Raw genomic sequence first — 22,655 nt, 5'->3', positions numbered from 1 at the left:
TTCAGGACGCGCAGAAATTCCACCGGATCCGGGAAACAGGATGGTTGCGCCCAACCCCCGGTTGTTCAATGCAGTCCCAGAGAAGCCTGGGACGTGGCGAAAACCTCTCGCGGCAATCCTGACCGGCCGCGAGCAGGCAGAATGACAGGCGCAAGGACGGCAGCGATGCCGTGCTTGCTTGCATTGATGAAACCGGGCGAACAGCGGATCGGCCGGAGCCGGCTTGCACCTGCTATGGGCCAGCCAGTATGGGCGACACGTATAATGCCTCCGATATCCGACCAGTCATCCCTGCAATTCAATTCCGGTCTTCTACAAGAAAGGATGCAACTCATGACGCATCGTCACCGGGAGCTGCACAAGCTCGAAAATGTGGGGTGGCTGCGTGCGGCCGTCCTGGGGGCCAACGATGGAATCGTGTCGACTTCCAGCCTGATTCTCGGCGTGGCGGCCGCCCATGCCACCCAGCATGACATTCTTGTCACCGGCGTTGCCGGCCTGGTCGCAGGAGCCATGTCGATGGCCACCGGAGAATACGTCTCTGTACAATCCCAGGCCGATACCGAAGAAGCGGCCCTGAAGACGGAACGCGACGAACTTGCCGAAAACCCCAAGGGCGAACACCAGGAACTGACGAGCATTTATGTTGCGCGCGGCCTGGACGGCCCGCTGGCAAAACAGGTGGCCAGCCAGTTGATGGCGCACGATGCGCTTGGCGCGCATGCGAGGGATGAACTGGGCATTACCGAAACACTGAGCGCGAGGCCTTTGCCGGCAGCCTTCGCTTCCGCCGCCAGCTTTTCAGTCGGCGCCCTCCTCCCCTTATTGGTCACTGCACTGGCGCCGTCCGATCGCCTGATACTGCTTGTCTCCCTTGCGTCCTTGTTCTTCCTTGCAATCCTGGGCGGCTGGGCGGCCAAAGCCGGCGGCGCCAACGTGATGAAGGGCGTGGTCAGAGTCACGTTCTGGAGCGTGCTGGCAATGGGAGTGACGATGGGCATTGGCGCGCTGTCCGGAAAGGTGATTTAAGCCCGGCCGCGGATCCGCGGCGTTTGCGAACGCATCAGCAGGCGCGCGTTTCACCCGGAGAAGGATCTCGTTGATCCGCGTCCCGCCGCGCGGGATTGATCTTCCGGGACGCCGGCTGTTTTCCCGCATGGTCTGTAATGGGCCGCCGTCGAGTCATGCCTTCCGCGTCGCAAGCCACCTGAATGACAGGCGCGCCGCCCCATCCATATGTTCAGCTGCGGATACCGGCGTGATGCGGTTGCCGGCATGGAGCAGGATCAGTCCTTCGATCTGCGCGACGATGAGCGCCGCGCGCGCTTCGCATTCCGCATCCGACAATTCCGATGAAATTCCGCGTATCAGCTCGAGAATGGTTTTCCGTTCACGTCGCTGGATCTTGGCAAGTGTCTTGGCAGCCAGCGGATCGACCAGGGCGGCGGCCCACATCTGTACCAGGGTGCGGCCCACCATCGGCTGCCTTGCATCCGCCAGAAACATTTCCATCGCGGCCATGAAGCGCTCGAGTTGCGAAGCCTCCGGCATGCCGGCAACGATTTCATCGATTACTGTCTGGTAGCGCGCGGCAGCCGACAGCAGCATGGCCTGGACCAGGTGATCCTTGCTCGGATAATAGTGCTGGATGTTGCTCAAGCTCATCCCGAGCTGCGCCGCGACGCTGCGTACCGAAAAGCCCCCGTAACCATCGCGCACGAACACTTCGTGGGCAGCGGCGAGGATCTCGCTTGCCCGCGCATGGCCGCGATCGGTCGTCTGTGAAATCTTGCCTTCGAGCGGCGTGGACCTGGCTTTCTTCATGCTTCCCTGACTGGCTTGGAACGGCGACACATGCCGGCATTCGCAAGGATAGGTCAAATGACCTATTAAGACAATACAAGCTTCTTGACTTTCGGTTTGCGCGGTGTACCATCGCCGCATTAGGTCATCTGACCTATCATCCGTATCCGGACCCGCGCCAGGCAGAAAATGGAGGAGACACATCTTGAGCGAAGCAATCATTTACGAAGCGCTGCGCACGCCGCGCGGCAAGGGAAAGGCCGACGGCTCCCTGCATGAAGTCAAGCCGATCAGCCTGCTGGCTAACCTGCTGCGCGCCTTGGAAGAGCGCACGAAACTCGATACGGCACGGGTGGACGACGTGGTGATGGGCTGCGTCACACCCGTCGGCGACCAGGGCGGTTGCATTGCCAAGACCGCGGCGCTTGCCGCCGGCTGGGACTGGAATGCCTCCGGCCTGCAGCTCAACCGCTTCTGCGCATCCGGCCTGGAAGCCGTCAATATCGCGGCGCAAAAGGTGCGCTCCGGCTGGGAAGACCTGGTGGTGGCAGGTGGCGTCGAGTCCATGTCGCGCGTGCCGATGGGCAGCGATGGCGGCCCGTGGGCGCTGGACCCGCAGACCAATCTCGCCACCGACTTCCTGCCGCAAGGCATAGGCGCGGACCTGATCGCCACGCTGGCAGGATTTTCACGTGCCGATATCGATGCCTATGCGCTGGAATCCCAGCGTCGCGCTGCGGCAGCGCGTGCCGAGGGGCGCTTCAAGCGCTCGGTGGTGCCGGTAACCGATGCCAGCGACCTGACCATCCTATCGCAGGATGAATTCATCAAGCCCGAGTCCAGCATGGATGGTCTCGGCAAGCTCAGGCCTTCCTTCGAAGCCATGGGCCAGATGGGCTTCGATGCGGTCGCCATCCGCAAGTACCCGCAGGTCGAACGCATCGACCACGTGCACACCGCAGGCAATTCCTCCGGCATCGTCGATGGCGCAGCGGCGGTGCTGATCGGCGGCGAACGCATCGGCCGCGAACTCGGCCTGACGCCGCGTGCCCGCGTCGTCGCCACAGCCCTCGCCGGCTCCGATCCCACCATCATGCTGACGGGTCCGATGCCGGCCACGCGCAAGGCGCTGGCGAAGGCCGGAATGAGCATCGACCAGATCGACCTGTTCGAGGTGAACGAGGCATTTGCCGCGGTGCCGATGCGCTTCATGAAAGAGTTCGGCGTCCCGCATGAAAAAGTGAATGTCAACGGCGGCGCCATCGCGCTCGGCCATCCGCTCGGCGCAACCGGCGCCATGCTGATCGGGACCCTGCTCGACGAACTCGAGCGGCGTCAGTTGCGTTACGGCCTAGTCACCCTGTGCGTGGGTGGCGGCATGGGCATTGCCACCATCATCGAACGGCTGTAATGCGCGAAGCGCAGGCCTTCAACGGAGCGGAAAACATGAAAACCATTCGATACGAAATCGACGGCGACCGGATCGCCACCCTCACATTCGACGCGCCGGATGCGGCCGTCAACACCATGAGCCAGCAATGGCAGGAGGACCTCGCGCAAGCACTCGACCGGCTGGAAGCGGACCGGGATGCGATACGCGGGGTACTGCTGCGCTCGGCCAAGGACACCTTCTTTGCCGGCGCCGACCTGAAGGAAATGCTGGAGCACGGGCCGGTAGATGCTGCGAAAGTCTTCGACGACGTGCAAAGGATGAAGGCGCAGATGCGCCGTCTGGAGAAGCTCGGCCGCCCGGTTGTCGCCTGCGTGAACGGCACGGCGCTTGGGGGCGGCTGGGAAATTGCGCTGACCGCGCATCACCGCATCGCCATCGACAATCCGAAGACCCAGCTCGGCCTGCCTGAAGTGACCCTCGGCCTGCTGCCGGCGGCTGGCGGCGTGACGAAAACCGTGCGCCTGCTCGGCCTGCTGGAAGGCCTGCCTTATCTGCTCGAAGGCAAGATCATGAAGCCGGCGGATGCGTCGAGGCTCGGCCTGGTGCAACTGGCGGCCGACGAAGCCGCCATGCTCGCCGCCGCGCGTGAATGGATCACCGCACATCCGAACGCGGTGCAGCCATGGGACGAGAAAGGCTACAAGATTCCCGGTGGGACGCCATCTTCTCCGAAGATCGCGCCGGCACTGAGCGTAGCGCCAGCCATGCTGCGTCAGAAGACGCGCGGCCTGATGCCGGCACCGGAAGCCATCCTTGCCTGCGCCGTCGAAGGCGCGCAAGTGGATTTCGACACCGCGCTGCGGCTGGAGTCGCGCGCGTTCTGCTCACTGCTCACGCATCCGGTCACGACCAACCTGATCCACCTGTTCTTCGACCGGAATGCAATCAAGAGCGGCATGTCCCGCCCCAGGAGCATTCCGAAATGGAAGGCAAGCAAGGTCGGCATCCTTGGCGCAGGCATGATGGGTGCCGGCATCGCCTATGCCAATGCGAATCGCGGCGTCGAGTGTGTGCTCAAGGATGTATCGCTTGAAAAGGCGGAACAAGGCAAGGCATACACGAAGAAGCTGACCGACAAGCGCGTGGCGAAAGGCGCGATGAGCCCCGAGCGGCAAGCTGATATCCTGGCGCGCATCCTTCCGACCGACAAGGCGGAAGATTTGCAAGGCTGCGATCTGATCATCGAAGCCGTGTTCGAGAAGCGTGAGCTCAAGGCCCAGGTCACGCGCGAATCCGAGCCCATGCTTGCCGCCGGCGGCTTCTTTGCCTCCAACACCTCCACCCTGCCCATTTCCGGGCTGGCGAAAGCCTCCGCCAGGCCGCAAAAATTCATCGGACTGCACTTCTTTTCCCCGGTGGACAAGATGGAGCTGGTGGAAATCATCGTCGGCAAGGAGACCGAGGAGGAAACCCTGGCCCATGCCTATGACTATGTCCTTCAGATCGGCAAGACGCCGATCGTGGTCAACGATGCGCGCGGCTTCTACACCAGCCGCACCTTCGGCACCTTCGTCATGGAGGGCGCGGCGATGCTGGAGGAAGGCATCCCCGCCTCGGTGATCGAGAATGCGGCACTTGCCGCCGGCATGCCGGTCGGCCCGCTGGCAGTCATCGATGAAACCTCGCTGTCGCTGTCGCTGCATGTAATGGAGCAGACCATGGCCGACCTCGCGGCGGAAGGCAAGACCTATGTGAAGCAGCCGGGCGAAGCGCTGATCGAGCGCATGGTGAAGGAATTCAAGCGCGCCGGACGCGCTGCGGGCGGCGGTTTCTACGATTACCCGCAGGGCGAGAAGAAGCGCCTGTGGCCGGGCCTGAAGGAAGTGTTCGAAAAGCCGCGTGTGTCCTATGACTTCGACAAGCTGCGCGACCGCATCCTCTATCGCCAGGCGGTCGAAACGCTGCGCTGCCTGGCGGAGGGCGTGCTGCGCAGCGGGCACGATGCGAATATCGGTTCAATCTTCGGCATCGGCTTCCCGGCATGGACCGGCGGCGCCTACCGCTTCATCGAAGCGCAGGGCCTGCAGGAATTTTCGAAACGGGCGCACGCACTGGCGGAGGAATTCGGCCCGCGCTTCGCGCCGCCTTCCCTGCCCGTCGGCTGGCAGCCTGGCGACAAATCGGCCTCTGCCTGACCATACATAAGGGAGATTTCCATGTCCTATCCGACAAGACGCCCGCGCTGGGAAAACGATGACCTGTCGATGTTCCGCGATGCGGTGCGCCGCTTCTTCGCAGCGGAAATCGTGCCGAATGACGCGCGCTGGATGCAGCAGCACCATGTCGACCGCAGCTTCTGGAACAAGGCTGGCGAAATGGGTCTGCTCTGCCCCAGCATCCCGGAAGCCTACGGCGGCAGCGGCGGCAGCTTCGCGCACGAGGCAGTCGTTTCCGAGGAATTGGCTTATATCGGTTGCAGCAGCTTCGGGCAGGTGGTACATGGCACCATCGTCGCGCATTATTTGCTGGCCTACGGCAACGAAGGGCAGAAGCAGCGCTGGCTTCCGAAGCTGTGCACAGGCGAAATGGTAGGTGCCATCGCGATGAGCGAACCGGCGGCCGGCTCCGACCTGCAGGGCATCCGGACCCGCGCCGTGCGCGACGGCGAGCACTATGTTCTGAACGGCTCCAAGATCTTCATCACCAATGGCAGCCAGGCCGACCTCGTGATCGTCGTGGTCAAGACCGATCCGGACGCGGGCGCCAAAGGCGTTTCCCTGATCGTCGTCGAAACCGCAAAGACCCCGGGGTTTTCGCGCGGGCGTGTGCTCGACAAGATCGGCCTCAAGGGACAGGACACGTCGGAACTGTTCTTCGAAGATGCTCGGGTCCCGGCGGAAAACCTGCTCGGCGGCGAAGGCTACGGCTTCATACAATTGATGCAGCAATTGCCGCAGGAACGGCTGGCCATTGCAGTCGGTGCGCAGGCTCAGATGGAGTATGCGATCTCCCTCACGCTGGCACATGTGAAGGAGCGCAAGGTCTTCGGCCGGGCGCTGATGGACATGCAGAACACCCGCTTCAAGCTGGCGGAGTGCGAAACCTTGTCCCGCGTGACGCGCGCCTTCGTCGACGAATGCGTCGAAAAACATCTCGGCGGCAATCTGAGCGCGTCGGAAGCCTCGATGGCGAAATGCTGGGCCACCGATCAGGTATGCCGCGTGGTCGATGAATGTCTGCAACTGCATGGCGGCTACGGATACATGAATGAGTATCCGATTGCCCGCCTTTATGCGGATGTGCGTGTCGGCCGCATCTATGGCGGCGCGAATGAAGTGATGAAGGAATTGATTGCACGTGCGCTGTAAGCACGGTGAGGAGCGGCCATGGGCGGACCACTGCAAGGCTTGAAAGTCGTTGAAATCGTGGGTATCGGCCCTGGCCCCTTTTGCGCGATGATGCTCGCCGACATGGGCGCGGAAGTCATCCGCATAGACCAGAAGCCCGGGCCCAGCGCACGCAAGGCCGGCATCGGCACCATTCCTCCGGAATTCGACGTGCTGGCGCGAGGCCGCCCTTCGGCGGCACTGGACCTGAAGAATCCCGCGGGCAAGCGCGCCGCGCTCGACCTGATATCTCGCGCTGATGCACTGATCGAGGGATTTCGTCCGGGCGTGATGGAACGCCTCGGACTCGGCCCTGATGCCTGCCTGAAGACCAATCCGAAGCTGGTGTATGGGCGCATGACCGGCTGGGGACAGGGTGGCACGCTTGCGCATGCTGCCGGACACGACCTCAATTACGTGGCGCTGTCCGGCATGCTGCATGCGATCGGTCGGCGCGGCGAGCCGCCGCCCCCGCCGCTCAACCTGGTAGGCGATTTCGGGGGCGGAGGCTTGCTGCTGGCTTTCGGCATGGTCTGCGCCATGCTCGAGGCGCAAGGCTCTGGCAAGGGCCAGGTAGTGGATGCTGCCATGACGGACGGCTCCGCACTGCTGGGCACGATGATGTACGGCATGAAGGCGGCGGGCATGTGGACGACGAGGCGCGAATCCAACCTGCTCGACGGTGCTGCCCACTTCTACGACTGCTATGCATGCGCAGACGGCAAATTCATCAGCATCGGCGCGATCGAACCGCAGTTCTATGCGCAATTGCTCGAACGCATAGGCATCGAGGACGAAGGTCTTCTGAAGCAGCTGCAGGAACAGATGAATCCGCGTCGCTGGCCGGAACTCAAGCAGGCACTGGCCGCCATTTTCCGGAAGCGCACCCGCGATGAGTGGTGCGCACTGCTGGAAGGCAGCGACGCCTGCTTTGCGCCGGTACTCGACATGGACGAGGCGCCACAGCATCCGCACAACCAGGCGCGTGCCACGTTTATCGACATCGCAGGAGTGACGCAGCCCGCTCCCGCACCGCGCTTCAGCCGCACGCCGGCGGAGAAGCCGGAACCCGCATCAGCGCCGGGCGCCGATACGGAACGTGTGCTCGCAGCCTGGGGTTTCAATGCCGAGCGCATTGCCGAGCTGAGAGCGGCACAGGCAATCAATTGAGTCATAAGCGGGAAGACTGTCCATCCCATTCCCCGTCGTCATCCCTTTCCTCGCTGCTTCCGCATGGCAGCGAGGGATTCAACAATGACTTCCGGAAAAACCGGAAAGCATTTCCACTGTATTTTTATTTTTCAATCATCCGGCCTTCGCGGAATTCCGTTGGCTGATCCGCATCAAACCGACGCAGTGCAATTCCGGCGCGCCGCATGGATGGCCGCGCCGATTTCCGGATTTTAATTTTTGCCGCCCGGCGGCACGACGGAGGAAAGAATGATTACAGACATGGGCGATCCTATTGCTGAACGCAGCAGCGGCGGCTTTCCAGTCAACCAGCCCCTGCAGGCACTGGAGAAGGACCACAACTACGTGAAAAAGCTGTTCGAGCATTATATGAACACGCAGGATCAGGCGGTCAGGGAGCAGGCTGGCAAGCAGATACTGATCGCGCTCGAGATGCATTCATCGATGGAGGAAGCAACCTTCTATCCGCGCGTCCAGAACATCGATCCGGGGCTGGTCGACCAGTGCAAGGACCAGCATGAGCAGACCGACCAGATGGTGCATCAGCTCAAGGGCATGAATCCAAGCGATCCACAGTGCCAGCGCATGTTCCAGCAATTGCGCGATGCCATCGTCCAGCATATCGAGATCGAGGAACACCAGCTGTTCCCGGCGATCCAGAAGGCGAACATCGACATGGAAGCGATGGGACTGGAGATGCAGGCCTTCGAAGCCAATGCGGTCGCAGCCCAGGCACAGGCCACAGAGCGCCGCGACGTGACGGGGCGGCGCAGCACCTGAACGGCATCTTCGCACTTGCGCATCCCTCTGCATGCCGGCGCCGAGCCGGCATGCAGCCCGTCCTTCACCCTCAGTCCGCCGGCACGCTGCGGTAACGGGTGACTTCGAAAGTCGTCACCGGATCCGCCCGATTGCCCCAGGCACTGCGGATATAGGAGACTACGGCTGCCACTTCCGCATCGTTCAGCGCCTGGCTGAAGGGCGGCATGCCATAGGGACGCGGGTTTCCGCCGGTGCTGGGCGGGAAGCCGCCATTGAGCACGATGCGGATCGGATTGGTCGCCAGCGGCGTGCTCACCGTGCGGTTGCCTGCCAGCGGCGGATACGCCGGCGGCGCCCCCTTGCCGTCGCTCTTGTGGCATTCCGCACAATGCTTCTCATAGAGCTCACCACCGAGTTTCAGGACACGCTCGGATTCGGCCGGACTCAGCCTTCCCGTGTCCGGCTTCACCGGCGGATCTCCCTGCGGCAGGGATTTCAGATAGACCGCCATCGCACGGATATCACTTTCGTCAAGGTGCTGCAGGCTTTCGCGCACCACCTCGGCCATCGGACCGAACACGGTGCTGCGCGGCGAGACACCGGTTTTCAGCAGCTGGACGATGTGCTGCACTTCCCATCCGCCCAACCCCGCTTCCGCATCCGAAGTGAGCGAAGGCGCATACCAGTTGAGCATCGGGATCAGCCCGCCGGCCAGGTCACCGCTGGTTTCGGTCGCGCCAAGCACGTTGCGGTTGGTGTGGCAGGCATTGCAGTGGCCCAGGCCTTGCACCAGATAGGCGCCGCGATTCCATTCGGCGCTTTGCGAGGCCTGCGGCTGGTAGGTCCCGGGTTTGAAATACAGGGTGCGCCAGGCAGCCAGCAGGATGCGCTGATTGAAGGGAAAGCGCAGCGCATGTTCCTGACTCGGTTGTGCCGCGGGCGTGACAGTCCTGAGATAGGCGAACAGTGCGTCCGCATCGGCACGCGTTACCTTCGTATAGTTCGGATAGGGAAAGGCCGGATACAGGAACTTGCCATCCTTCGATCTGCCGTTGTGGATCGCGCGCCAGAAATCGTCCGCAGTCCAGCTGCCGATCCCATGCTCGGGATCGGGCGTGATGTTGGAAGAGACGATGCTGCCGAACGGGGTCTGTATTGTCCTTCCGCCAGCAAAGGGCGCTCCGCCGCGCGTGGTATGGCAGGCCATGCAATCGCCGGCGCGGGCAAGGTAGGCGCCGCGCGCAATCTGCTGCGCCGCATCGGCGACGGGAGGAGCCTGTTCGCGCGACGCGAGTTCGTTGCGCCACTCCATGCCTGCGATGACAGCGAGGCCTGCCGCGACCAGGAAAAGCAGAATGAGCAGAATGCGCTTCATTGCCGCCCCCCTTCAGCCTGGGCCACGCTGCCGCATTCCATCGGCAGCTTTTCACTGGCTGCAGCCAGCGGTGCCGCGTCGGAAGGAACCGGCTGGGCAGCAAGCCAGGTCGATGCGGCGCTGATGTCTTCGAGCGTCAGTCTTGTAGCGATCTGCCCCATGCAATCCGGTGCCGCGGCATGGCGGGCTCCGCTCTTCCATGCGCCGAATTGCGCATTCAGATAATCGCGCGGCAGGCCGATCAGGCCGGGAATCGCGGGCGCCACGCCCGTCAGCGACTTGCCATGGCAGGAAATACAAGCCGGAACCTGTTTCGACGCATCGCCGGAGGTCACCAGCATGCGCCCGCGGTCGAGCACCGCCTGCGAAGCATTCACAGGCTGCGGCGCGGGATACGGCGGATGCAGACTCGAAAAATAGGCCGCGATCTCCCGCAGGTAATCGTCGGACAGGTGCGCCACCATGTAGGTCATCAGCGGATACTGCCTGCGACCTTCGCGGAAATTCAGCAACTGGTTGTACAGGTAGCCGGCCGGCTTGCCCGCGATACGCGGGAAATAGCCGTCACTGGTGGCCCGCCCTTCCTTGCCATGGCATGCAGTGCAGGCGGTCACGCGCTGGGCAGTGGTATCGGGAACGGGTTGCGCCATCGCGCTCGTGACAAGGCCTGCACAGATGGCAGGCAGAAGTCTTTTTATTGGTTGGAATATGAACATGCCGGGGTGCGCACCTTCTACTTGCGCAGGGAAATCGTTTTATCGCGGCCGCCTGCGGCGGCCAGTTTCTTCATGCAGCCGAGTTGCCGGCGCCGGGCGCATTGCGGCCGCGGACTGCCGGTGATTGGCTGCGACGGAAGCTTATCAACTTCACAGCCGCGCCACCCCTCTCAGGGCAGCGACGCAAGCCTTATTCGCAGAGGCTGCGCAGCATCCAGGCGGTTTTCTCATGCACCTGCATGCGCTGGGTCAGCAAGTCCGCAGTCGGTTCATCGTTCGCCTTTTCCGCGGTCGGGAAGATGGAACGCGCAGTACGCACCACCGTTTCCTGGCCGTTGATCAGGTCGCGGATCATCTCTTCCGCTTTCGGCACGCCTTCGACTTCCTTGATTTGGCTCAGACGACTGAACGCGGCGTAGGTACCGGGTGCCGGAAAGCCGAGTGCGCGGATACGTTCGGCGATCAGGTCCACTGCTGCTGCAAGCTCGGTATATTGCTGCTCGAACATGAGGTGCAGGGTCTGGAACATCGGCCCCTTCACGTTCCAGTGGTAATTGTGGGTCTTCAGGTACAGCGTATAGGTATCGGCCAGCAGGCGCGACAATCCTTCCACGATCGCTGCGCGATCCTTTTCATCGATTCCAAGATTGATTTCCATAGCGATTTCACCTTTAAGCTGAGTTGAACGGATGCGATTGCACGAGCCTTTTCGCAAGCTCACGCATGTAGACAGAGCGTCAACAACGCGCCTGCAAGCAAAACAAGTGCCGGGTGCAGCAGGGAAACTTCTTGCCCAACCCTAGTCCAAACAGGTGTCAATTTTATAATCGCGGCGAGTTTTTGTCCGGCGCGGCAGCGCGCAATTACCAATGAAGGTCTTGAGGAGCAATGCTTGGCCGGACCTGAGCGCTTGTGTGCCTGCTTCACGCACTCCACCCGAATGATTCCGCGCTTGGTTGAGCGGGACGGTGGCGCATGAAATATCCTTGCCCCGCTCCATCAGGCAAGCCTCCCATGCAGACTGCCTTCTGTTGCGCGCGCTTGCTGCTTATACCGGCCGCCGCGTTTCGGCAAGAATCGCTTCCGCTTTCAGGATCACCGGCCGGTCCACCATCCTGCCATCCACCGCGACGGCTGCACCCTGCGCACCCGAGCTTGCATCCATCACGCGTGTGGCCCATGCCACTTCCTCGGCAGTCGGGCGGAAGCATTCATTCACGACGACCACCTGCTTCGGATGGATGCAGAGTTTCCCTCCGAAGCCGATGCGCCGCGCACGCAAGGTTTCAGCCCGAATGGCTTCCTCATTGTCGAGAACGGTGGTCGGCCCGTCGACCGGTGCACCTATGCCTGCCATCCGCGAGGCCAGCACCAGTTGGGAACGGAAATACAGCAGTTCCTCGCCATCACCGGATATGCCAAGGTCGACCTGGAAATCGAGGGCGCCGAAAATGAGGCGAGACACCTTGGCGCACTTGCCGATCTCCAGGGCATTGCTGAAGCCGTGCGCGCTCTCGATGATCGGCAGCAGGGCCTGCTCATCCCGCAGGCATTCGGCGACCAGTTCCGCTTCGCCGGTGCGCTCGCACTTCGGCAGCATGATCCCGGCCACGCCCGGATGGCTGCACAGTTCGAGATCGTCCCGGAACCACTCCGTCTGCGCGCCATTGATCCGTATCAGCACCGGTGAAGCCGGATTGAGGAAAGCAGCCAGCGCCTCGCGCGCCGCAGCCTTGCCGCTGATCGGGACTGCATCTTCGAGATCGACGATCACCGCATGCGCGCCGCTTGCCAGCGCCTTGGCATAGCGCTCCGGGCGGTCGCCGGGAACGAACAGGTAAGACCGCGGAATATGTTCTTGCATCGCCCTCTCCTCGCTTGCCTCCCTCAGGGCAGCAGTCGCCCCATCTTTTCGATCCGTTCTAGGGTCCAGACGTTCGCGAATACGCCGGTCATTTCTTCCCGCGTGGCAGCCTTGCCGAACTGGGCCAGGCGCAAGGCTTTCTGTTCCAGTTCGGAACGGCTCAGGGTATTGCCGGGGTCGCCCTTCGGCTCATCCACCCTGCCCTGCAACAATCGGCCATCGGTGGTCTTCACACGCACCTTGCCGATCCAGCGCACGGGATAGGCACGATCGACTTCCTCGTCGAGTTCCATGCGCACCTTGTTGCGGAATTCGACCACGGGCGCCGACTTGAATTCCGCTTCGAATTCGCTCATGCCGGCCCGGCCGAATTGCGCGATCAGGCCGAGCACGGTGCCCATGGAAAACTTTGCCTGGTGCACCGTCTGCGGATCGGTCACCGGGCCGAGCACATCGATCGCTCCCTGGTGCACGCCCGCCACGACTTCCTCGATCTGCTCGGGCCGCAGCTTGTGCTCCTGCATGACCTGCAGCAATGCGTCCGCCGCGGGATGGGTATGACGGCAGGAGGCGTGGAACTTGAAGGACGTTTCGGCGGTGGCCCAGCGCTGGCCCAATCCTTCTGTCAGGCGCTTCGCATCCGCATCGCGCGACATGCCGGCGGCCATGGATTGCGTCCCTTCAAGGATGCGTTTTGCGCCGGTGAAGCCATCCTTCGCGAGATACGCTGCCCACAATCCGCTGCATGCGGCATGCGCGGTATGCAACTGCTTGGAATCGGCGGCGTCGCGCAGAAATTCCCACAGGCCCGCTGCCTGCGTGCCGGCGGAGCCGAATGCATGCAGCATCTGCACCGGGCTCAGCTTGAGCAGCCGGCCCACTGCGGCAGCTGCGGCGATCGTGCCTGCGGTGCCTGTGGTATGAAAAATCTTGTAATGCGAACGTCCGAGGAACTCGCCGACCCGGATACCGACTTCATAGCCAGCCACCGAAGCCGTCAGCAGCTCCGTGCCGGAACTGCCGAGGGACTGGGCCACGGCCAGCGCCGGCGAAAACACCACGGTCGCGGGATGGAATACCGAGCCGTTGTGCACATCATCCTGTTCCGCAAAATGCGAGGACGCTGCATTCACCATGGCGGCAAACATCGGCGAGGTGGTGCGGCGCGAGATCAGCACTTCGGAAGGGCCGGTCGATGGTCCCATCACTTGCGCAAAGCGCTCGATGCTTTCCACGGGCCGCGCGCCCTTGCCTGCAAGCGCGGAGCCGAACCAGTCGAGGAACAGGTCTTCGGTACGGCGGCGCACCGGCGCCGGAATGTCGGCATATTCGAGTGTCGCCGCAAAGGCGGCCAGGGCTTCGGTCGTGTGTTCGGTCATGATGATGAGGTCGATAAGGGTTCAGATGGCCTTTTCCTGCTGCAGCTTTTTGATGGCCGATTCGTCATAGCCAAGTTCCGAGAGGATGGAAGAAGTGTGCGCACCGAGCGCCGGGATCGCATCCATCCTCGGTTCCCAGCAATTGGTCGAGCCGGGCGGCAGCAAGGCGGGTATAGGGCCTTCAGCCGTGTCGACGCTGCGCCAGCGCTCGCGTGCCTTCAGCTGCGGATGCTCCCAGACTTCGTGCATGTCGTTCATGCGCGCATTGGCGATCTGCGCCTCATCCAGGCGCTGCGTCACCTGTTCCGCGCTCAGGGTGGAAAAGACTTCGAGAATGACCTTGCACAATTCCTCGCGTGCGGCGGTGCGCGCCGAATTGGAGGCAAAGCGCGGATCGCGCGCCAGCTCCGGCTGCCGCAGGACCTTCTCGCAGAACACCACCCATTCGCGCTCGTTCTGCAGGCCGAGCATGACGGTCTTGCCGTCGCCGGAGCGGAACGGACCATAGGGATAGATGGTCGCGTGGGCGGCACCCGCGCGTGGCGGCGGCGTTGCGCCCTCGAAGGCATAGTACAGCGGATAGCCCATCCACTCGACCATGCTTTCCAGCATCGACACATCGATGCTGCAGCCCTTCCCGGTCTTCCCGCGCTGGATCAGGGCAGCAAGAATATTCGTGTAGGCATACATGCCGGCCGAGATGTCCGCAATCGAACAGCCCGCCTTGGCCGGTTCTTCCTGTGAGCCGGTCACCGACAGAAAGCCGGATTCGCTCTGGATCAGCAGGTCGTAGGCTTTCCGGTCGCGGTAAGGGCCATCCTCGCCATAGCCGGAAATGTTGCAGACGATCAGGCCCGGAAATTCTTCTTTCAGCGCTTCATAGGACAGGCCGAGCCGGGCTGCCGCACCGGGCGCGAGGTTCTGCACCAGGACATCGGCCTTGGCCAGCAGCTTGCGCAGTACGGCGTGCGCTTCCTCGTGCTTGACGTCGAGGGTCAGGCTCTCCTTGGAGCGGTTGACCCAGACGAAGTGGGAAGCCAGGCCATGCACGCGCTCGTCATACGCCCGCGCGAAGTCGCCGACACCGGGACGCTCGACCTTGATGACGCGGGCGCCGAGGTCGGCCAGCTGGCGTGTGCAGAACGGCGCGGCAATCGCATGTTCCAGCGTGATGACAGTGATTCCGTCGAGTGGACGCATTCGCTTCTCCCCGCTTTCAGAACGAACGCGGCAGTCCGAGCACATGCTCGGCCACGTACGAAAGGATCAGATTGGTCGAGATCGGCGCGACCTGATACAGGCGCGTCTCGCGGAACTTGCGCTCGACGTCGTATTCATTGGCAAAGCCGAAGCCGCCATGGAACTGCAGGCAGGCATTCGCCGCTTCCCAGGACGCATCGGCTGCCAGCAGCTTGGCCATGTTGGCTTGCGTGCCGCAAGGCTCATGCCGGTCGAAGAGTTCGCAGGCCTTGAAGCGCATCAGGTTCGCCGCTTCGACATTGACGAAGGCGCGCGCGATCGGGAATTGCACGCCCTGGTTCTGGCCGATCGGGCGCCCGAATACCACGCGCTCGCCGGCATACTTGACCACCTTGTCGATGAACCAGTAACCATCGCCGATGCATTCTGCCGCGATCAGCGTGCGCTCGGCGTTCAGGCCGTCGAGGATGTACTTGAAGCCCTTGCCTTCTTCGCCGATCAGGTTTTCCGCCGGGATTTCCAGGCTCTCGAAAAACAGTTCATTGGTTTCATGGTTGACCATGTTCGGGATCGGCCGCACGCTCAGGCCATTGCCTATCGCCTGCTTCAGGTCGACCAGGAAGATCGACATGCCTTCCGACTTGCGCTTGACCTCGTCCAGCGGCGTCGTACGCGCGAGCAGGATCATCAGGTCGGAATGCTGCACGCGCGAGATCCAGACCTTCTGGCCGTTGACGACATAACGGTCGCCCTTCTTCACCGCCGTGGTCTTGATCTTGGTGGTGTCGGTGCCGGTAGTCGGCTCGGTCACGCCCATCGACTGCAGCCGCAGTTCGCCGCTGGCAATCTTCGGCAGGTACTGGCGCTTTTGCTCCGGCGACCCGTGGCGCAGCAGCGTTCCCATGTTGTACATCTGGCCGTGGCAGGCGCCTGAATTGCCGCCGCTGCGGTTGATCTCTTCCATGATCACCGAAGCTTCGGTCAGGCCCAGCCCGGAGCCGCCGTACTCCTGCGGAACCAGCGCGGCCAGCCAGCCGGCCTTGGTGAGCGCATTCACGAATTCTTCCGGATAGCCGCGCTCTTCATCGATCCTGCGGAAATATTCGGAGGAGAACTGCCCGCACAAGTCGCGTACCGCATCGCGGATTTCCTGATATTGGTCGTTGGTAGTCAGCATGTATCTTCCACTGTTCTGTCGGTAAGGATGGATTCAGCGCAGGCGCGCCGTTGCCTGCATCGCCAGTCCGCCGCCCGCATTCTTCGCCCACAGGCGCACCGTCTTGCCGTCGGCCTCCGGTTGCCCGCACACCGAGAATGGCGCGACGTCGAACACCGGCGACACGGCGCGGAAGGAAAACTCGGCGAGATCGGCCTGCGGCAGATTGCGCCGCAGGAGGTCCACCAGCAGCGTCGCGATCAGTGGCCCGTGCACGATCAGCCCGGGATAGCCTTCCACTTCCGTGACGTAGCGGCGGTCGTAATGGATGCGGTGGCCGTTGAAGGTCAGCGCGGAATAGCGGAACAGCAGCACATCGTCGGGCGTGATGACGCGGCTCCAGGCGGCTTCCGCAGGCGCGGCTGGCGGCTCGGCGACCGGATCCTCCGGCTTGGGGTTGTCGCGATAGACGATGTCGTGCTCCTCGGTCAACGCGACGCCCTGATCGTTGCTGATCTCGTGGCGCACCAGCACGAACACCAGCTCTCCGCTGCGTCCCTGCTTGTGGCTGACATCGACGATCTGGGAGGTGCGGGAAATGTCCTCGCCAACCCGGAGCGGATGATGGAAGCGCAGCCGTCCACCCGCCCACATGCGGCGCGGCAGCGGCACCGGTGGCAGGAAGCCCCCGCGCCTGGCGTGGCCATCTTGGCCGAGTTCGGATCGCCGGTGCAAAGGCAGGAAATAGAGCCAGTGCCATAGAGGCGGCAGCGCGTCGCCTTTGCGCGGCTGCGGGTCATCTCGGTCCAGCGTAGCAGCCAACGCGGCAATCGGCGTCGGCGTAACGAGATCGTCCAGGGTTTCCGTGCGGCCGATCCATGACCTGAGGTGATCGATGTCCATCTTTTGACGCTCCATATTTGACAGGCAATAGCTTGCCGGAGCGAGCGCCGGCTGGGAATTTGCATTTGCCAAACGCCGGCTTAGCCTGCGCTTAAGCGGCCTGGCGGATCACGTCCAGGGGCGGCTGATGCTGCGTGCTACCATGTGCGTCCCGAACGCGGGGGCGAACGCTGCCCCCGCGCCGCTGCTGGAGATCCCCGAATGGCAACGCATTTTGACCTGGTCGACCTGAAACTGTTTGTCAACATCGCCGAGACGAACAGCCTGACCCGCGGTGCCGAACGTTCCCACATCTCGGCGCCAGCTGCGAGCTTGCGCATCAAGCATCTGGAAGACGGGCTCGGCACCAAGCTCCTTTACCGCACCAGCCAGGGCGTGACCCTCACGCCGCCCGGGCAGGCGTTTTCGCACCACGCGCGCATGGTGCTCCTGCAGCTGCGCCAGCTGGATGCCGAGCTGCAGGAGTATGCGCAGGGGGTGAAAGGTCATCTGCGGATTTTCGCGAATACCACCGCCATCACGGAATTCCTGCCGACGGTATTGGGCTCTTATCTCGCGAGCCATCCGGATGTGAATGTCGACCTGAAGGAGCAATTAAGCCACGACATCGTGCGGGCAGTAAGCGACGGCAGCACCGACATCGGTCTGGTGGCGGGCAACGTGCGTACCGAAGGCTTGCAGGTTCTTCCCTACCGCCAGGACCGTCTGGTGCTCGCAACCTCGCCCCATCACCCATTGGCCGAGCGCAGTGAAGTGAAATTCGAGGAGACCGCGGACTACGATTATGTCGGGCTCACCGAGGCGAGTGCCATTCACGCCTTTCTGAGCAAGGCAGCTGCCGACCTGAACAGGTCCCTGAAGATGCGGGTGCAGGTGGGAAATTTTGAGGCTGCATGCCGCATGATCGAAGCCAATGTCGGCATAGGCATTCTGCCGGAATCGGCAGCGCGCAGGCATGCGCAATCGATGGCGATCCGGATCATCCTGCTGAGCGACGAATGGGCCATTCGCAACCTGCAGATCTGTGTTCGCAGTCTGGATCTGCTGCCGGCTTTCGCGCGGGACTTGATCGACCTGCTGCTGCAGTCTCCGCCGGAATCAACACGCTGACCGCGCCACGACTGCATCAAACGGGACGCAGAACGATCCCGCAACGCCGGAGTTACCGGAGTTGCGGGCTGATAGCGTAGCTCTGCTTACTTGCTTCCGGAAGAGCCGGAAGAGCTGCTCCCACCGCTCGAACCGGAGGAGCTGTCAGCACTGGAGCCGCTCTTGCCGGATGTGCTGCGTTTCGAGTGGCGCTTCGCTTTCTTGGCGCTGCTCTTGCCGGACGATGCGCCGGACGAATCGCCGGAAGATGCCTGCCCCTGCGACGAGGCTTGCTGCTGCGACTGCAGTTCCCTTGCACGGTCCTCGATCGCTGAAATCTTCGCGGGATCGGTGCTTTCCTGGACTCCGCTCGAAGCGCCTGAGCTTCCCGAGCTGCTCGATCCGATGGATCCGCTCGAGCTGCTGTAACCGCTTGAACCACTGGTGCCGCTCGACTTGCCCGAGCTGCCGGAATGGCTCGAACCGCTTGAACTGCTCTGTGCAAATGCCAAGCCTGCCATGGCAAACAGGGCAGCGAAGATCGAGATCGACAGTTTTTTCATCAGTTCCTCCGAAATTAATTTCCTCTAGGACAGTTCTGCCACGAGCAATGCGAAACACTGCCCGCCAACAGGGCTCTGATGAAATAGACAGAAAGAAGCTCTTTCAGTTTCGTCAACTTCGGAAAACACGCCGATCTCTGATCCGGCGCAGGAAACCGCGATGTGCGATGAGTTTCGGCAACGGGAAAGCGGGCGGCTGGCGCAACCGGCCCTCCCTTTTCGCAAGGGGAAGAGATTCCAGACGGAGAGGAAAGCCGTCAGCCAGGCGCAGTACGAACGCGGTCTTGCGATGCGGTTTAGAAGCCGATGCGGCGCTTGCCGCCGTCGGCCTTCAGGCGAATGTCCTCCGGCACGAGCGAGGTCCTGCCAGCAGCGACGGCGAATCCCATTCCATCAAGCAAAGCCTTGCGCATTTCCCGCGGCGAAATTTCCGACATCTTGTCCAGCACATTCTCCGGCAGGTCGGCGTCGAGCTTTTTCAGCTTCAGCTCGCGCAGCAAGCCGGCGTAAATGCGCTTCGCGATGCCCGCAGCCTGTTCCCGTGTCGGGGACGGCACCTCGTAGACCGCCATGCGGCTCAGCAGTGCAGGCGGTATGCCCTCGAGGCTGTTGGCGGTCAATACCCAGAACACCTGACTCGCATCGAGGTCGACATCGATGAATTCATCATGGAATGCGCGCGAGGTTTCGGGTTCGAGCAACTGATACAGCGCCGCGAGCGGATCCGACTGCGTGGAGCCGGTCGCCTTCTCGACTTCGTCCAGCAACACCACCGGGTTGGCGAATTTTCCGCGCACCAGGCGCTCCGCCACCTTGCCGCATTTCGCCCCGCGCCAGCTCGAAGAACTGCCGGTGATCACGAAACCCGCAGACAACGCATTCATGCTGATGAACTCGAATTCCGTGCCGAGTGCCGTCGCCAGCCTTTTTCCAAAATGGGTTTTTCCAACACCAGGGTCGCCAAGCAGCAGCACCGGCATCACGTTCACGCTTGCACCGCCTGCAAGGGCCAGTCCGAGGTAGCGTGCAAGATCATCCAGTACTTCACCGAAGTTGGGACAATCTTCATACAGGGGATCGAATGCCTCCGGTGAGGAAGGCGTGGTCACGAAGCGGTCGCCACCCATCGCCAGCATGTTTTCATAGAACGCCTCCAGCTCGGGTGAATTGAGTGCTCGCGCCCGTTCCTGGGCACTTTCCACTTCCTGCACGTCGTAGACCGGATGAGAGCGGGCAATCGTGATCGTCATGGCCGAGAACCTCCTGAAAACCATGTATGTACCTTACTTCATGCGACAGCGTGCACGCGGTTTGAGACTTTCGCGTGTTGTCGTCATACGGCACGCGCAGACTTCTTTTCTGCATGCTGCAATCGCTGTTCCATCCTAACAAGAAATGCGCCCGCTAGAAATAGCGGCGAGGTCAGGGATGCATGCGCGGTCTCGTTCGTTGCGAATTCGCACTGGGCACAGCCTCATGTCGGAATTCTATGCCGCATGCCACCGTCTCTCCATGTGATTCAACGCAAGCAATCCATGTAATTTTTTCAAGTCCGATACACGTCGAATTCCTGTAGCGGAGAGCGTAATGCATCTATTTCCGCTTCAATCGTACAAGCCGATACGAACCTTGATACTCGGACAGATACCGCCCGGTAATTCATGCACCGCCATGGTGAAGATCATGAACCGGCAAGTGTCGCCAAATAAGATCAGCCTGCTTGCATGCATCTTGCATCTTCACCTTGCGCGTCTACATTCAATACAGAACAGATGGTCGACTTCATTGATAGTGGTCATGAGTCGACATTTCTGAAGCGCCCTATACTAAAAGCGATGTTGGAAGAAACGTAAATCTTATTCCGATGTCCATCAGGTGAATCCCCCATAACTTCTAGGGAAGCAAAGTGATGATGAATGAAGAGAATGGCAGAAATGCCGAGCAGCAAGAAAACTTCATGAAGAGCCTGGTTGCGTTCACTCAGGAGCATCGCGCCAGTTATTGGTCAGGGACTCTGTCGCAGTTCGTGCAGAAAATCATTCCCGCCAATCCGCAAGGAGCTGCACGCAGTTCTCATCAATACATGTGGGACATGATCCGTTGGATGGGGGATGTGGATGGCTCGGGGAATTTCCGCTGCAAGCTGTTCGCCGATGAGTTGTTCGGCATCGACGAAGCAATCGATCGTGTCGTTGACTACTTCAAGGCAGCGGCTGCAGGCTCCGAGGTGGGACGCAGGCTGCTGCTTCTGCTCGGCCCTCCGTCCGGCGGAAAATCTTCCCTCGTGATTCTTCTCAAGCGCGGCCTGGAAGAGTACAGTCTGACGGATGACGGCGCGCTCTATGGGATTAAGGGCTGCCCGGTGCATGAATCGCCGCTGCACCTGATCCCGCATTCCCTGCGTCCGTCCTTCCGCGAAACCTATGGTGTGGAAGTCACCGGCGAGGTATGCCCGCATTGCCGCACCCGCCTGGAGACCGAACACAAGGGCGATTTCATGACCATGCCGGTCGAGCGCATTTTCATCTCCGAAGCGGGACGCGTCGGCATCGGCACCTATGCGCCGCACGATCCGACCACTGCCGATCTCGCCGATCTCGTGGGCTCGGTGGACCTGTCTAAAGTCGCAGAGTACGGCGATGAAGGCGACCCGCGTGCCTGGTCCTGGTCGGGCGCCGTCTATGCAGCCAGCCGCGGCATGCTGGAAATGATCGAGATCCTGAAGGTCAAGCGCGAATTCCTGTACCTGCTGCTCACGCTGACGCAGGAAAAGAACGTGAAGGTATCGCGCTTCCCGCTGATCTACCTCGACGAAACGATTCTTGCGCACACCAACCTCGCGGAATTCCGCAAGTTCCTGCAGGAGAGCGAGAACGAGGCGCTGCTCGACCGGATGGTGATCATCCAGGTGCCCTACACGCTGAATTACAAGGATGAGGCCCGGATTTACAAGAAGCTGATTTCCTCGGCTGCACCCACCTTCCGCGAAGTGCATCTCGATCCGCATGTGCTGCATGCTGCCGCGGTGTTCGCGATTCTCACCCGCCTGCATGAAGGCGACGAGCGCGAAGTTGAACTATCCAAGAGGGTGCGTCTCTACGCCAACGAGGAGGTGGAAGGTTACGCCCACGCGGATGTGGAGCGGATGAAGCAGAAGATGCCGGATGAAGGATTGGGCGGTATCTCGCCTCGCTTCGTCATCAATGCATTGTCGAACGCGATCATCCAGTCCAATACCAAGAGCCTCACGACGATGGATGTCTTGCTGGCCCTGAAGGACGGGATCGAGAACGATGCGCGCATCGACCCGAAGAAGAAGCGCAAGTGGGTCGATTACCTGGTTCTGGCCCGCAAGGACTTTTACAACCGCTGGGTCAAGGAAGACGTGCACAAGGCCTTGTTCGTATCCTTCGAGCAGGAAGCGCAGGATCTGCTCGACAAGTATCTGGACGAAGTGGAAGCCATGCTCGACAACCGCCAGATCAAGGATCCGATTACCAACGAGGAACGGCGCCCGGACGAGCGCTTCCTGAGGGCGGTGGAAGAAAAGATCCATATTTCCGACTCGGGCAAGCAATCGTTCCGCCAGGAAGTGGTCAGAAAGGCGATGGGAGCCTACAAGCGCGGCGAGAAATTCACGCTTGACAGCCATGCCCAATTGCACAATGCGGTTCAGCAATACCTGTTTGAACAACGACGCGATGTCCTCCGCCTCGTCAGTTCCAGTGCCCGGCCGGACGAGGAAGTACGGCAGAAGATTTCAGTGGTCGAAAAGCGCCTGGTCGAGGAATACGGCTACGACACCCATAGCGCGCGCGAAGCGCTCAACTATGTCACGACACTGATGGCACAGGAGTAAAGAAAAATGAGAACCA

Annotated in this window: 19 protein-coding genes; 8 read left to right on the top strand and 11 right to left on the bottom strand. The window is 61.6% G+C overall.

Features of this window, described 5'->3' with window-relative positions; all coding sequences use genetic code 11:
* Positions 1–333 precede the first annotated feature (333 nt).
* Complete coding sequence (locus tag HGHM_RS07830) at positions 334–1,029, top strand: VIT1/CCC1 transporter family protein (protein WP_019140962.1); 696 nt, start codon at positions 334–336, stop codon at positions 1,027–1,029.
* Between the two features lie 153 nt (positions 1,030–1,182).
* On the opposite strand, the gene HGHM_RS23145 is transcribed toward HGHM_RS07830, so the two are convergent.
* Positions 1,183–1,824, bottom strand: a complete 642-nt coding sequence (locus HGHM_RS23145) for a TetR/AcrR family transcriptional regulator (RefSeq protein WP_019140961.1) — start codon at positions 1,822–1,824, stop codon at positions 1,183–1,185.
* Between the two features lie 184 nt (positions 1,825–2,008).
* Between HGHM_RS23145 and HGHM_RS07820 the strand changes: the two genes are divergently transcribed.
* The 5 genes from HGHM_RS07820 (at position 2,009) to HGHM_RS07795 (ending at position 8,553) form a co-directional block, all read left to right on the top strand.
* Positions 2,009–3,214, top strand: coding sequence for an acetyl-CoA C-acetyltransferase (locus HGHM_RS07820; RefSeq protein ID WP_019140960.1), 1,206 nt, complete (start codon positions 2,009–2,011; stop codon positions 3,212–3,214).
* A 35-nt stretch (positions 3,215–3,249) separates the two neighbouring features.
* A complete protein-coding gene (locus tag HGHM_RS20975) occupies positions 3,250–5,391 on the top strand; it encodes a 3-hydroxyacyl-CoA dehydrogenase NAD-binding domain-containing protein (protein WP_051155321.1) in 2,142 nt (713 codons plus the stop codon).
* 21 nt (positions 5,392–5,412) lie between these two features.
* On the top strand, positions 5,413–6,564 hold the full coding sequence (locus HGHM_RS07810; protein ID WP_019140958.1) for an acyl-CoA dehydrogenase family protein: 1,152 nt from the start codon (positions 5,413–5,415) through the stop codon (positions 6,562–6,564).
* 18 nt (positions 6,565–6,582) lie between these two features.
* Entirely contained in the window at positions 6,583–7,752 is a 1,170-nt protein-coding gene (locus tag HGHM_RS07805; RefSeq protein WP_026075807.1) for a CaiB/BaiF CoA transferase family protein, read from the top strand.
* Between the two features lie 270 nt (positions 7,753–8,022).
* A complete protein-coding gene (locus HGHM_RS07795) occupies positions 8,023–8,553 on the top strand; it encodes a hemerythrin domain-containing protein (RefSeq protein WP_081583551.1) in 531 nt (176 codons plus the stop codon).
* Between the two features lie 70 nt (positions 8,554–8,623).
* Here HGHM_RS07795 and HGHM_RS07790 read toward each other — a convergent pair whose 3' ends face one another.
* The 8 genes from HGHM_RS07790 to HGHM_RS07755 form a co-directional block, all read right to left on the bottom strand.
* Complete coding sequence (locus HGHM_RS07790) at positions 8,624–9,910, bottom strand: c-type cytochrome (protein WP_019140955.1); 1,287 nt, start codon at positions 9,908–9,910, stop codon at positions 8,624–8,626.
* The gene (locus tag HGHM_RS07785; RefSeq protein ID WP_019140954.1) at positions 9,907–10,560 is read right to left on the bottom strand and encodes a c-type cytochrome; all 654 of its coding nucleotides are present in this window, start codon (positions 10,558–10,560) and stop codon (positions 9,907–9,909) included. The genes HGHM_RS07790 and HGHM_RS07785 overlap by 4 nt, the downstream gene beginning before the upstream one ends.
* Before the next feature lie 256 nt (positions 10,561–10,816).
* Positions 10,817–11,284, bottom strand: a complete 468-nt coding sequence (locus HGHM_RS07780) for a Dps family protein (protein ID WP_019140953.1) — start codon at positions 11,282–11,284, stop codon at positions 10,817–10,819.
* Between the two features lie 390 nt (positions 11,285–11,674).
* Positions 11,675–12,490 (bottom strand): HpcH/HpaI aldolase/citrate lyase family protein, encoded by an 816-nt coding sequence (locus tag HGHM_RS07775; protein ID WP_019140952.1) that lies wholly within the window; start codon positions 12,488–12,490, stop codon positions 11,675–11,677.
* Between the two features lie 23 nt (positions 12,491–12,513).
* Positions 12,514–13,869: an MmgE/PrpD family protein gene (locus HGHM_RS07770; RefSeq protein WP_019140951.1), complete on the bottom strand. Its 1,356-nt coding sequence runs from the start codon at positions 13,867–13,869 to the stop codon at positions 12,514–12,516.
* A gap of 21 nt (positions 13,870–13,890) precedes the next feature.
* Complete coding sequence (locus HGHM_RS07765) at positions 13,891–15,069, bottom strand: CaiB/BaiF CoA transferase family protein (RefSeq protein ID WP_019140950.1); 1,179 nt, start codon at positions 15,067–15,069, stop codon at positions 13,891–13,893.
* 16 nt (positions 15,070–15,085) lie between these two features.
* Positions 15,086–16,246 (bottom strand): acyl-CoA dehydrogenase family protein, encoded by a 1,161-nt coding sequence (locus tag HGHM_RS07760; protein ID WP_019140949.1) that lies wholly within the window; start codon positions 16,244–16,246, stop codon positions 15,086–15,088.
* A 33-nt stretch (positions 16,247–16,279) separates the two neighbouring features.
* The gene (locus HGHM_RS07755) at positions 16,280–17,143 is read right to left on the bottom strand and encodes an FAS1-like dehydratase domain-containing protein (RefSeq protein ID WP_019140948.1); all 864 of its coding nucleotides are present in this window, start codon (positions 17,141–17,143) and stop codon (positions 16,280–16,282) included.
* 186 nt (positions 17,144–17,329) lie between these two features.
* On the opposite strand from HGHM_RS07755, the gene HGHM_RS07750 reads away from it, so the two are divergent.
* Positions 17,330–18,238 carry a LysR substrate-binding domain-containing protein gene (locus HGHM_RS07750; RefSeq protein ID WP_019140947.1) on the top strand — a complete coding sequence of 303 codons (909 nt, stop codon included), beginning with the start codon at positions 17,330–17,332 and terminating at the stop codon, positions 18,236–18,238.
* Positions 18,239–18,324: 86 nt separating this feature from the next.
* Here HGHM_RS07750 and HGHM_RS23140 read toward each other — a convergent pair whose 3' ends face one another.
* Both HGHM_RS23140 and HGHM_RS07735 read right to left on the bottom strand, forming a co-directional pair.
* A complete protein-coding gene (locus HGHM_RS23140; RefSeq protein WP_148415437.1) occupies positions 18,325–18,780 on the bottom strand; it encodes a hypothetical protein in 456 nt (151 codons plus the stop codon).
* Positions 18,781–19,076: 296 nt separating this feature from the next.
* Positions 19,077–20,030, bottom strand: a complete 954-nt coding sequence (locus HGHM_RS07735; RefSeq protein ID WP_019140944.1) for an AAA family ATPase — start codon at positions 20,028–20,030, stop codon at positions 19,077–19,079.
* A gap of 659 nt (positions 20,031–20,689) precedes the next feature.
* Between HGHM_RS07735 and HGHM_RS07725 the strand changes: the two genes are divergently transcribed.
* Positions 20,690–22,639 (top strand): serine protein kinase, encoded by a 1,950-nt coding sequence (locus HGHM_RS07725; protein ID WP_019140942.1) that lies wholly within the window; start codon positions 20,690–20,692, stop codon positions 22,637–22,639.
* Positions 22,640–22,655: the final 16 nt, after the last annotated feature.

It is taken from the genome of Noviherbaspirillum massiliense JC206 (assembly GCF_000312045.1).
Taxonomy (GTDB): Bacteria; Pseudomonadota; Gammaproteobacteria; order Burkholderiales; family Burkholderiaceae_D; genus Noviherbaspirillum; species Noviherbaspirillum massiliense.
The sequence above is the reverse complement of the archived record's forward strand: the minus strand, read 5'-3'. Positions and strand labels throughout refer to the sequence as shown.

Excerpts from the sequence above, each read along its gene's own strand:
- HGHM_RS07830 (WP_019140962.1), top strand. The coding sequence starts at position 334 with ATGACGCATCGTCACCGGGAGCTGCACAAGCTCGAAAATGTGGGGTGG.
- HGHM_RS23145 (WP_019140961.1), bottom strand. The coding sequence starts at position 1,824 with ATGAAGAAAGCCAGGTCCACGCCGCTCGAAGGCAAGATTTCACAGACG.
- HGHM_RS20975 (WP_051155321.1), top strand. The coding sequence starts at position 3,250 with ATGAAAACCATTCGATACGAAATCGACGGCGACCGGATCGCCACCCTC.
- HGHM_RS07810 (WP_019140958.1), top strand. The coding sequence starts at position 5,413 with ATGTCCTATCCGACAAGACGCCCGCGCTGGGAAAACGATGACCTGTCG.
- HGHM_RS07805 (WP_026075807.1), top strand. The coding sequence starts at position 6,583 with ATGGGCGGACCACTGCAAGGCTTGAAAGTCGTTGAAATCGTGGGTATC.
- HGHM_RS07795 (WP_081583551.1), top strand. The coding sequence starts at position 8,023 with ATGATTACAGACATGGGCGATCCTATTGCTGAACGCAGCAGCGGCGGC.
- HGHM_RS07790 (WP_019140955.1), bottom strand. The coding sequence starts at position 9,910 with ATGAAGCGCATTCTGCTCATTCTGCTTTTCCTGGTCGCGGCAGGCCTC.
- HGHM_RS07785 (WP_019140954.1), bottom strand. The coding sequence starts at position 10,560 with ATGGCGCAACCCGTTCCCGATACCACTGCCCAGCGCGTGACCGCCTGC.
- HGHM_RS07780 (WP_019140953.1), bottom strand. The coding sequence starts at position 11,284 with ATGGAAATCAATCTTGGAATCGATGAAAAGGATCGCGCAGCGATCGTG.
- HGHM_RS07775 (WP_019140952.1), bottom strand. The coding sequence starts at position 12,490 with ATGCAAGAACATATTCCGCGGTCTTACCTGTTCGTTCCCGGCGACCGC.
- HGHM_RS07770 (WP_019140951.1), bottom strand. The coding sequence starts at position 13,869 with ATGACCGAACACACGACCGAAGCCCTGGCCGCCTTTGCGGCGACACTC.
- HGHM_RS07765 (WP_019140950.1), bottom strand. The coding sequence starts at position 15,069 with ATGCGTCCACTCGACGGAATCACTGTCATCACGCTGGAACATGCGATT.
- HGHM_RS07760 (WP_019140949.1), bottom strand. The coding sequence starts at position 16,246 with ATGCTGACTACCAACGACCAATATCAGGAAATCCGCGATGCGGTACGC.
- HGHM_RS07755 (WP_019140948.1), bottom strand. The coding sequence starts at position 17,143 with ATGGAGCGTCAAAAGATGGACATCGATCACCTCAGGTCATGGATCGGC.
- HGHM_RS07750 (WP_019140947.1), top strand. The coding sequence starts at position 17,330 with ATGGCAACGCATTTTGACCTGGTCGACCTGAAACTGTTTGTCAACATC.
- HGHM_RS23140 (WP_148415437.1), bottom strand. The coding sequence starts at position 18,780 with ATGAAAAAACTGTCGATCTCGATCTTCGCTGCCCTGTTTGCCATGGCA.
- HGHM_RS07735 (WP_019140944.1), bottom strand. The coding sequence starts at position 20,030 with ATGACGATCACGATTGCCCGCTCTCATCCGGTCTACGACGTGCAGGAA.
- HGHM_RS07725 (WP_019140942.1), top strand. The coding sequence starts at position 20,690 with ATGATGAATGAAGAGAATGGCAGAAATGCCGAGCAGCAAGAAAACTTC.